Source organism: Candidatus Agathobaculum pullicola, assembly GCF_052117205.1.
GTDB classification, from domain to species: Bacteria; Bacillota; Clostridia; order Oscillospirales; family Butyricicoccaceae; genus Agathobaculum; species Agathobaculum pullicola.
The window spans coordinates 50,862-60,423 of sequence record NZ_JBQKJP010000012.1; the positions used below are offsets into that span (position 1 = coordinate 50,862).

Here is a 9,562-nt window from a genome sequence, read left to right on the forward strand (position 1 = left end):
AAAATGAAGAAGATACGCTATATCCCATACGGTTACACTATGCGGAACGGAAGGACAGTCATCGCACAGGATGAAGCTATGGTCATCCGTGAGATATTCAGCGCCTACATCAACGGCGCTTCCCTCCAAAGCATTGCCGAACTGTTGACTGAAAGGAAGATCCCCTACAGCGAGAGGACGGATGTGTGGGATAAAGCCCGTATCGCAAGAATCATAGGAAACGCCAAATACCTCGGAGATGGAGAATATGACCCCATCATCGAGGAGGAGCAGTATGAGGAGGCTGCTGCGGTGCGGACAGCCCGCCAGCGGAACACCTTCGAGAAAAATCTGGAGGGGATCGACCTGCTCCGGAACCGGGTCCGGTGCGCGGAATGCGGGGCGCCAATGCGGAGGAGAGTAAGCAACAGGCACCGGATTCGGGAAAGCTGGGAATGCACCAATGCGGATTGCGGACAGCGCATACGAATTTCCGATACGCATCTGCTGGAAAAGGTGACGATCCTGATGAACCGCATCATCGCTAACAGCCACCTGCTCATACCCCGCCCCAAAAAACGAAGGGAGTTGTCGGCAGAGGCTCAGCAAATCAACAGGGAAATCGATGCCGAACTGGAGCGGGATAATCCCAGTGACGCCCTGGTCATCGCCAAAACAATTGAGATGGCGGAGCAGCTGTACGCAGAGAGCGATACACATCTGCAGATCGCCGCATCCATCGCCCGAAAACGTGTGCGCATGATGACGCCCCAGGAGGAATTCAGTCCGGCCTACTTTAGTGACATCGTCGCCTATCTGACGCTGGGAAGCGGAGGACAGGTGATCCTACATACCAAGACCGACGTAGAGATCGGAGGGGATGAAAATGAATGTAACCAGGATACCGAAAAAGACCATATCGGTCATTGAGCCGAAGCGCTCGCTGATCGTCAACAAGGAGCAATATCACCAGCGCCGGGTTGCCGCCTACTGCCGGGTATCCACTGACAGCGAGGAACAGCTTACCTCCTACACCAACCAGAAAAAAGTGTACACCGAAATGATTGCCGCCAAGCCGGAGTGGGAATTTGCCGGCCTGTACGCTGATGAGGGCATCTCAGGAACTCGAGCAGATAAACGGCCCCAGTTCCAAAAGATGATCAACGACTGCCTGGCAGGAAAAATCGACTATATCATCACCAAGTCGGTCTCCAGATTTGCCAGAAACACTGTTGACTGCCTGGACCATGTGCGTATGCTCAGGGCAAGAGGGATTGGCATCTACTTCGAGGAGCAAAATATAGACACACTGCAAATCGACAGCGAGCTCTATCTGGTCATCTACGCAGGGTTCGCACAGTCTGAATCCGAAAGCATCAGCAAGAATGTCACATGGAGCTTTCGGAAGCGATTCCAGGACGGCAAGCCCGTATTCAATTATAAGTGCCTGCTTGGATACCGAAAGGGCGAGGACGGAGAACCGGAGATCGTCCCGGAGGAGGCATCCATCGTGGAGAGAATCTTCAATATGTACCTGTCAGGTGAAACCATCAACCGGATCTCAACCAAACTCAGAGAAGAGAATCTCCAGATACCAGGAAAACGATTCTCCTTCTCTGCGAGCATGATTAAGGGTATTCTCCGGAATGAACGATACTGCGGGGACAGCATCCTTCAAAAGACGGTCACAATTGACTGTATTGGCAAGGTCCGTCGCAAAAACACGGGTGAGGCACCCATGTACTATGTACAGAATAGCCATGTTGGTATCATCAGCCGAGAGCTCTTTCACAAAACGCAGGAAGAACTCGCCAGGCGGATGAGTCGGGAGCCAAACTCCACCAAAGCAGCCACTACGGCCACCGGAAAATACTCCCGGTATGCGCTGTCCAATGTGATGATCTGCGCCGAATGCAGGAGCCGATACAAGCGCGTGACCTGGACATCCCGTGGGAAAAAGCGGGTGGTCTGGCGCTGCATCAATCGATTGGACTACGGAAAGCGGTACTGCAAGTCCTCCCCTACAGTAGACGAGGAAGCGCTCCATGCTGCTATCGTCCGGGCGGTCAACCGCTTCAATGAGGAAGACGAGGCCACCTATCTGGCACTTATGAGGGCGACCATTGGGGAGGCCATCGGGCTGAACGGGAACAGCGATGAAATCGACCTGCTTCGCCGAAAAATCGATGGTCTGAACCGCAAAATGGTGTCCCTCATCAATGAGAGCGTAGAGAGCGGCGAGGGCATTGAAAGCCATGAGGCGGAATTCAAGGAGCTTTCCGATACCATCGAACTCCTGCAAGGGAGAATCAAAAAGCTGGAGGACGCCCTCCTCTCGGACCAGGGGAATGATGGCCGCATCCTCCAGCTGCAGCAAATCATCGCAGATCGTGCGTCGAGAAAGATGGAGTACGACGATACCATCGTCCACCAGATGATCGAGTGCGTAAAGGTATATCCCGACGGCAGGCTGGACATCATCTTCGGCGGCGGGTATCTCATCGAGGAAGCGCTCAATGAGGAAAACAAATAACTTCAAATATAATTGACATAATCGCCAAGGTAATATACTATAATGTATGTTAGGAGGCGATGATGTATGGGCAAAAGAGCGGCGGTCATCATGCCGCAGACAAGAAAGATTCTGGAGCAGATGGGTGAGCAGATCCGCCTTGCCCGCCTGCGCCGGAAGCTGAGTCTGGAACTGGTGGCGGAGCGGGCGGGGATCAGCCGGGCCACCCTCATCTCCATCGAGAAGGGTGCGCCCACGGTATCCATCGGCTCCTATGCCGCCGTGCTGCACGCACTGAACAATATGGACAGCGACCTGCTGCTTATTGCCAAAGATGATGAATTCGGCAGGAAGCTGCAAGACCTGGCGCTGCCTACCAGACGGCGGGCGCCCAAGAAAGGAGAGTAGCCCATGGCGCAGGACGAAAAGACCATCTATGTATATGAAAATTGGCGTGGAGAGACCCCCACCCTGATGGGGCGGCTCCGCTGCAGCTTTATCCGGGGGCAGGAAACCTTCTCCTTCGAGTATGACCCCGCCTGGCTGACATCCGCCGAGAGTTCCTTCTCTCTGGACCCGGATCTGGCCCTCTACCGGGGACGGCAGTATGTGCCGCTGGACAAGCGGCTCTTCGGGCTGTTCGCCGACTCCTGCCCGGACCGCTGGGGCCGCCTGCTGATGCGGCGCAAGGAGGCAATTGACGCCAGAAAAGAAGACCGAAAGCCCCGAAACCTCACAGAAAGCGATTTCCTGCTGGGGGTCTACGATGAATCCCGCATGGGGGCACTGCGGTTCAGCCTGGAAGAGGGGGGAGACTTTCTCTCCAACGACAAGTCCTTCGCAACGCCGCCCTGGGTTCATCTTCGGACACTGGAAAACGCCTCTATCGCCTTTGAGAATGACGAAAGCGGCCTGAACGAAACATGGCTGCGGGAGCTTCTGGCCCCCGGTTCCTCTCTGGGCGGAGCAAGGCCCAAGGCCACGGTGCAGGCAGCGGACGGCGCTTTGTGGATCGCCAAGTTTCCGTCTAAGCACGATGAATCCAACAGCGGCGCATGGGAGAAGGTCGTGCATGACCTGGCGCGGCTGTGCGGATTGAATGTCCCGGAATCCAGGCTGGAGACCTTCTCCAAGACCGGCAGCACCTTCCTGGTCAAGCGATTTGACCGGGATGGCCGCCGCCGTATCCATTTTGCCTCCGCCATGACTCTGCTGGGAAAAACCGACGGAGCCTCTGCGGCGGACGGGAGCAGTTATCTGGATCTGGCGGCGTTCATCCGCGCCAATGGGGCGGCTCCCAGGCAGGATCTGGCTGAGCTGTGGAAACGGATCGTATTCAGTATGGCGGTGTCCAACACCGACGACCACCTGCGCAACCACGGTTTCCTCCTGACTCTCACCGGCTGGCGACTGGCTCCGCTCTACGATGTAAACCCAGTCCCCACAGGCGACCGTCTCTCCCTCAATGTGAGCGAGTACGACAACACCATCGACCTGGATCTGGCGCTGGAGGTCGCTGACTACTTCGGCTTATCTCCCCAGGAGGCTCAGCAGGCGGCGGAGGAGATCTGCAAAACCGTATCCGGACACTGGGAGCAGCTGGCCGGACAGTATGGCCTCAGTCGGGGCGCTGTGGAATATATGCGCCCGGCCTTTTCCCTCCGGCCATGAAATTAAAAATGGACCATTCCCACAGGAACCGTCTCCATCGAAGTTAGGTTTCTTCGGAATACGCTTTACAGTCATAGCGTGTGTTGGCATCGCATCCAAATCAAAGGCAAAGACATTGTAATGGGGGACTGCACCAATTGTCTCCCTCACAGTGGTTACCGATACTGCAGATGGTATTATGGACATGACCATGTACGCGGCTGCGAGTTCGGCGGAAATAAAGATAGTGGCAGCATGGATTAATTATCCGCGAAATTTACAAGTTCTCTTACAGAACACGATAGGAGGTGCGCTTATGAGTTTAAAAGGTAAACTCACAGCTTTAGCTGGTGCTAAAATCGCCGAAAAAGTCATACCGAAAGGATCGGTAGATGGGGTGGTAAACTCCGTGCTGAATAAACTCGGTCAAGCCACAGGGCAGAAAACTGCGGCCGAACATATCCAGGGAATCAAGAAAAATTTCCTGGTTATCAAATCAAAGTCCTATTCCATAGGCACGATGGTCGGCCTCTTTACTGGGAAAACGCCTGATATGAATGATTATCTTGGGCGTTATCAAATTGTTGACGGCAATGGTACGCTCAAGTATAAATCTAACGCTGAGAACACTATCACCGACCGTGAAATCTTGGATTTGTTTGATGCAAACGGAAATAAAATCGGCTATGTTAAAGAGCATCTGATTTCTACAGGTGTTCCGTTGTTTGAAAAAGAGGTGAAGAAATGCACGGTATTCTTGGGTAAAGAAAAAATCGCATTGCTAAAAAAATATGTGTCATTTGGTAATCTGGAGTTCGAGGTTCTTGAAGGTAGTGTCAAAATCACACACCAGGAAGGCAAGAGTTTCAAAATCCAATATAAGGGTAAGCAGGTAGCTACTCTGCATGATTGTCCTTTAAATCTTAAGGATGGCTATGCCGATAAATTCGTTATGGAGTATGATAATTCTGAAGATGAAGTCATTGCAATTCTGCTTGCAACAGCAATCGACCTTATAAATACATAAATCTTTTAAGCATGAACGATGTATCTACCAACGGCGAATGGGGTAAGGTCGCATAATCTGGGGCGGCTGTGGATTAGATGTCCCGGAATCCAGCCCGAAGACCTTCTCCAAGGTCGGCAGTACCTTCCAGGTCAAGCAATTTGACAGGAACGGTCGCCTCCGCATCCACTTCGCCTCCGCTATGACACTACTGAGAAAAACCGATAGAGCCTCTGCGGCGGACGGGAGCAGTTATCTGGATCTGGCGGCGTTCATCTACCCTCCGGCCATGAAATCACAAGCGGACGATTCCCTGGGGAGTCGTCCGCTTGTTTATTCCTCGGGGTTATCTCCGAAGGAGTCCTCGTTCTCCTCCTCATCCAGATCTGTATCAATGTCCAGCCCTTCACTGTTCCCCACATTCTTCTCGTAGAGCCTGGTCCACTTAAGCGGATATTTACACTTTCGGTTGTAGGCAATAAGCATGGCCTCGGCATACCCCATGGAGCCGGGCCGCCGCTCCTTGGCGGTTCTGGAGAGCAGCTTTACCGACATCTCGCCCACCTTTTCCTTGAAGTTTTCATCCTTCAGCGCATCTCCAAAGGTATGGACCAGGCGGGCAATGCCGTTGAGCATATTAGCGGAGAGAGAATTCATATCGCCCTCCCAAGTGCCCACACAGAGCCGAAGTGTCCGGTCCAGAACATGATAGCCGAACTTGTCGTAGATGCTTTCCAACGTGGACACAGCGCAAACCACCCCATAGTTTCTGACTTGGCCAATGGAAAGCGAGTAGGACTCCACCAGATCCCGGATAATGAGCTGTTTCTGATTTCCGGCTTCGATATTTGCCATGAACACCTCATAGGGCTTTAAGGGTTTCACGAACTTCATCTGATTGGCGAAGATATCCGCCTCGTGCTCATAGTTGAGATCGTCGTAGATCATGCACCAGACCGGCGTGTCCCGAGAACCGGAGGCCAGCGCGACGATCTCCACCGTGTGCTGCCCATTGAACACATAGTTGACGCCGTTTCGTCGGCTTACCTTGACCGGATTGATCTGATATAGATCAAAGTGGGCTGCCGCATTCAGTACATGCTGTTCGGATATGTTTCGCTGATACTCCTGGTTGGACACCAGATTTTTAATGGGGATCTGCTCGAAATGGACATTGGGTACAAACATGCTGAAATCAGCCATTAGGAATCCTCCTCAATTGCCGCGAGCATCTCCTGCACCTTTTCTCCCAGCGCTGTTAAGGCTGCCTGCAAGTTCTCCTTGGCTGCGGGAGAGATGGATGCGAGATGCGCCATATTTCTGGTTCGCTCGATGGAGCTCATCCAGGAGGGAATGGTGAGGGTCAGTCCAGCCACCTCCGCATCCGGATCATAGGCGGGCATCGTCTTGATGGCAGGCTGCTCCGCCGCCTGTATGCCGGGCTTAGAAGACGCCTCGGTGGAGAGGCTGCGCCGTGAATCGCTGTATCGGGCAAAGGCATAGGGATTGTTCCCGATTTTCTTACTGAGTTCCTTCAGCTCCGCAGGGGCCATCTCCGCCAGTGCCACAATGTTTTCGAAGGATATCTTGTATGTCCCCGACAGGATGTGGGGAATCAATTCCGGCGCGGTTTTTGCAATCGCATCCAGCGCCACGCTGTATTTTGCATATTTTTGGACCGTTGCTCCAGACACATGATGCTCCTTTCCCAGACGGGCGGCGGTTCGTCGACTGCTCTCTTCCTCTACCGGACGGCCTCTTCCAACTGTGGCGAGGGGATTTGGGCAGTACTGATTATAGCCGTTCTCATTCCGGTGCGCTTTCTTTTCCGCCTCATACTGCCTGCCGATCAGATACTTCTTCGTCTCCTCTGAAATGTTGCGGCGACCGAGTTGATTGGAGCAGATCCAGGCGATTGCCGCATCCCGGTTTGGAAAAACCTGTTCTTTTACGCCATAAGGGATTTTCAATTTATTGCAGATCTCGTATCGGTTATGTCCGTCTACAATGGTACCGTCCCAAACAACGATGGCCTCCCGGCAGCCCTCCATCACCAGATTCAGCTCCAGCTGCCGGTATTCCTCCCGCCGGAGAGGTCGAATCAGGTTTTTGAATTCCGGATCGATCCTGAGTTCCCTAAACCCCTTCTCTTCCATATTGCCTCCTGCGCTCCTGCGGTTTCACGGTTTGGAGGGAAAAATAGGCGACCCGGTTCACCGAATCGATCTCTCCTGTCAAATGATAATTGAACCGCAGATCGAAGCCACCGACAATCTCCGACAGATTGCTCAGCAAGGTAGAACTATAAAACTCTACGGATTGGTTGGTGTGAAAGCTGACACTGGACAATCGAACCTTATTTGCCGTTCCCCCAATCATAGGCTTGTCCGAGCCAAGAACGGCGATATAAAGTTCTTCCGGATTCACTAAAAACTGCACATAGGCAGGACTGCCCAGGCGGCGTATGGTTTTCTTGTGGATGCGGATTCGATTGCGAAATGGATCAAGGGTCAGCGAGGCTTGCGGTTGATTTTCTCGACTCATATTCTGCCTCCTATGATGGATTCTGTTCTTCGCTTCCGTCCGGTATGGGAGCCTCCGCAATAGGCGTTTCTGGCGTAGAGGCACGATCCCGAAGCCCATACACCGCATATCCTTCAAAAATATCAACCTGCATGGATTTCTGATGTTCCCGGAACGGCAGGCCAAATTGTGTTTTCCAACCTTCCGGGAACACCGGCGTCCGGGAGGCTCTGGGCTTCTCGCCATCCTTCAGAACCCGCTGGTATACTTCGGTGGCAGTCAGGTCAAATGCGATAAGCCATTCATCCTTGGCGTGGATCACCCGTCCGAGGAGCTTGTATCGATAGTCCAGATTCCATCCCATCAGAGAAAACACCTTGGCAAAGAAGATCTTGCAGGTGATTTGCTTCGGCTTTCGTCTGCCAGAGCCATTGGTACACCAGGCGCAGGCATCCCGGTCTTCTGCCTGACAGGGGCGGATCGCCAATATTTTGCTTTCCTGATTGACCAGCACCTGCACATAATCTACCTTCGGGAATCGATTCAGGCAGGCAGCATTTACATAGAATTTATAGTTGTTAAAGGTCACGGATGGCTCATTGATATGGGCAAAGAATTCCCGGCGTACCACCTGGTAGCCCTCGTAATTGAATTCCCGCTCCGTCTCCAGAACATCATCGCCTTCATGACCTGCCTGATGAACGTCCACTTCCATCTCCGGCATGACAGGAGCAATCCCGGCCGTCTGCTCCCCTTCCAGAGAACGGAGCATCCCGGCAATCACACCACCGGGTTTTTCGCCTCTCTCCTCGCTCAATTATGGTTCCTCCTTTCCGCGCCGGTTGAATTCCTGGCGGATATAGTCTCTCAGTTCCTCAAAACCGGTCACATGGAGTTTTTGACCGGTTTCGTAAAGCTGCCCCTCTATGCGAATCTTCCAATCCTCCTCGCTCTGGTCATGAACCTGCTGGAAAGATTGCTGGTGGAGATAATACTGCGTTCCAAAAGAATGAATCCACTCCTCCGGTACGGCGCGCACCCGCTTGCCAGAGATGGAGAGCGGCTGCACAGAATCATGGGAATCCTGCTCGCCTTGCTGACCGGAGAGCAGATAAGATTTGATAAACGCCTCTGCGTCATTGAGATCGAAAATATACGCTGATTCACTTTGGCTTTGAAAGAGCCGCCCGGCAATCCGATACTTTAAATCCGGGCTCCAGCCGAACAGCTGAAACAGCGTTTCCATATAGGCCGCACCCGCAATCTCTCTGGGCTGGTATTTCCCATCCACCAGTTTGGAGAACAGGACGGCATTGCGGTTGCCTTTTTCCGCCGTGCGGACAGCAAACTTCATCTCCACTGGGTTGACCAGTAGTTCCACATGGTTGTCTTTCCCAAATGTACGAACACAAGCTGTGCTGAATTTGATCCTCTTATCCTGAAACTGAACATAAGGACGGTGGTAATTATCAAAGAACTCGCTGCGGGTAATCTCAAAACCCCTCATGTCAAAATCCCCAGGAGCCAGAGTGACACTGGAAAGAGGCGCTCTTTCTTCCGCCTGCTCATCGGGAGGATGGATACTGGCGGAAGCCTGAAAGTAATCCGCAGGTTTGAACCCGGCCCAGCGAGGGTTGATGGTTACAAAGCCTTTGAGCAGGCCGCTGTCAATCACCCGCAGCTCCGGGAGGATAGAGCGATGTCCATACTTGGAGTTGTTCAGAAGGTGCTGAACGGCAATGAAATCATCTCTGGAAACAATGCCCTCGTGGTGATTCCGGTGATATGCTCCCTCTATGAGAGACAGTGAAATAAAACACTGTCAATCATGGAGGGGGCACTTCTATGTCACAAAAGTCAAAAGTAAGTATTGAAGAAAAGACAAAGATGGT

11 protein-coding genes are annotated in these 9,562 nt (G+C 52.8%); 6 read left to right on the top strand and 5 right to left on the bottom strand.

The annotated features are described in order from the left end of the window. Positions 1 to 3: 3 nt before the first annotated feature. The 5 genes from ACTQ3V_RS06420 (at position 4) to ACTQ3V_RS06440 (ending at position 5,168) form a co-directional block, all read left to right on the top strand. Positions 4 to 909 carry a recombinase family protein gene (locus tag ACTQ3V_RS06420; protein ID WP_087233717.1) on the top strand — a complete coding sequence of 302 codons (906 nt, stop codon included), beginning with the start codon at positions 4 to 6 and terminating at the stop codon, positions 907 to 909. After that, entirely contained in the window at positions 866 to 2,512 is a 1,647-nt protein-coding gene (locus ACTQ3V_RS06425; protein WP_195450675.1) for a recombinase family protein, read from the top strand. The genes ACTQ3V_RS06420 and ACTQ3V_RS06425 overlap by 44 nt, the downstream gene beginning before the upstream one ends. Positions 2,513 to 2,578: 66 nt before the next feature. Continuing rightward, positions 2,579 to 2,899, top strand: coding sequence for a helix-turn-helix domain-containing protein (locus ACTQ3V_RS06430; protein WP_087233722.1), 321 nt, complete (start codon positions 2,579 to 2,581; stop codon positions 2,897 to 2,899). Positions 2,900 to 2,902: 3 nt separating this feature from the next. After that, a complete protein-coding gene (locus tag ACTQ3V_RS06435) occupies positions 2,903 to 4,162 on the top strand; it encodes a type II toxin-antitoxin system HipA family toxin (RefSeq protein WP_087233725.1) in 1,260 nt (419 codons plus the stop codon). 295 nt (positions 4,163 to 4,457) lie between these two features. Further along, positions 4,458 to 5,168, top strand: coding sequence for an LURP-one-related family protein (locus tag ACTQ3V_RS06440; protein ID WP_087233727.1), 711 nt, complete (start codon positions 4,458 to 4,460; stop codon positions 5,166 to 5,168). Positions 5,169 to 5,480: 312 nt separating this feature from the next. On the opposite strand, the gene ACTQ3V_RS06450 is transcribed toward ACTQ3V_RS06440, so the two are convergent. The 5 genes from ACTQ3V_RS06450 to ACTQ3V_RS06470 are packed head-to-tail and all read right to left on the bottom strand — an operon-like array spanning position 5,481 to position 9,051. Further along, entirely contained in the window at positions 5,481 to 6,350 is an 870-nt protein-coding gene (locus ACTQ3V_RS06450; RefSeq protein ID WP_087233730.1) for a DUF6551 family protein, read from the bottom strand. After that, complete coding sequence (locus ACTQ3V_RS06455) at positions 6,350 to 7,303, bottom strand: ParB N-terminal domain-containing protein (protein ID WP_087233733.1); 954 nt, start codon at positions 7,301 to 7,303, stop codon at positions 6,350 to 6,352. Before ACTQ3V_RS06455 ends, ACTQ3V_RS06450 begins: the two co-directional genes overlap by 1 nt. Continuing rightward, on the bottom strand, positions 7,284 to 7,691 hold the full coding sequence (locus tag ACTQ3V_RS06460) for a hypothetical protein (protein WP_087233736.1): 408 nt from the start codon (positions 7,689 to 7,691) through the stop codon (positions 7,284 to 7,286). The genes ACTQ3V_RS06455 and ACTQ3V_RS06460 overlap by 20 nt, the downstream gene beginning before the upstream one ends. A 10-nt stretch (positions 7,692 to 7,701) precedes the next feature. Next, positions 7,702 to 8,487, bottom strand: coding sequence for a hypothetical protein (locus ACTQ3V_RS06465; RefSeq protein WP_195450674.1), 786 nt, complete (start codon positions 8,485 to 8,487; stop codon positions 7,702 to 7,704). Beyond that, positions 8,488 to 9,051, bottom strand: a complete 564-nt coding sequence (locus tag ACTQ3V_RS06470) for a hypothetical protein (protein ID WP_441466782.1) — start codon at positions 9,049 to 9,051, stop codon at positions 8,488 to 8,490. It abuts the gene before it with no gap. Between ACTQ3V_RS06470 and ACTQ3V_RS06475 the strand changes: the two genes are divergently transcribed. Further along, positions 9,052 to 9,480 carry a hypothetical protein gene (locus ACTQ3V_RS06475; protein WP_441466783.1) on the top strand — a complete coding sequence of 143 codons (429 nt, stop codon included), beginning with the start codon at positions 9,052 to 9,054 and terminating at the stop codon, positions 9,478 to 9,480. Positions 9,481 to 9,562 lie beyond the last annotated feature (82 nt).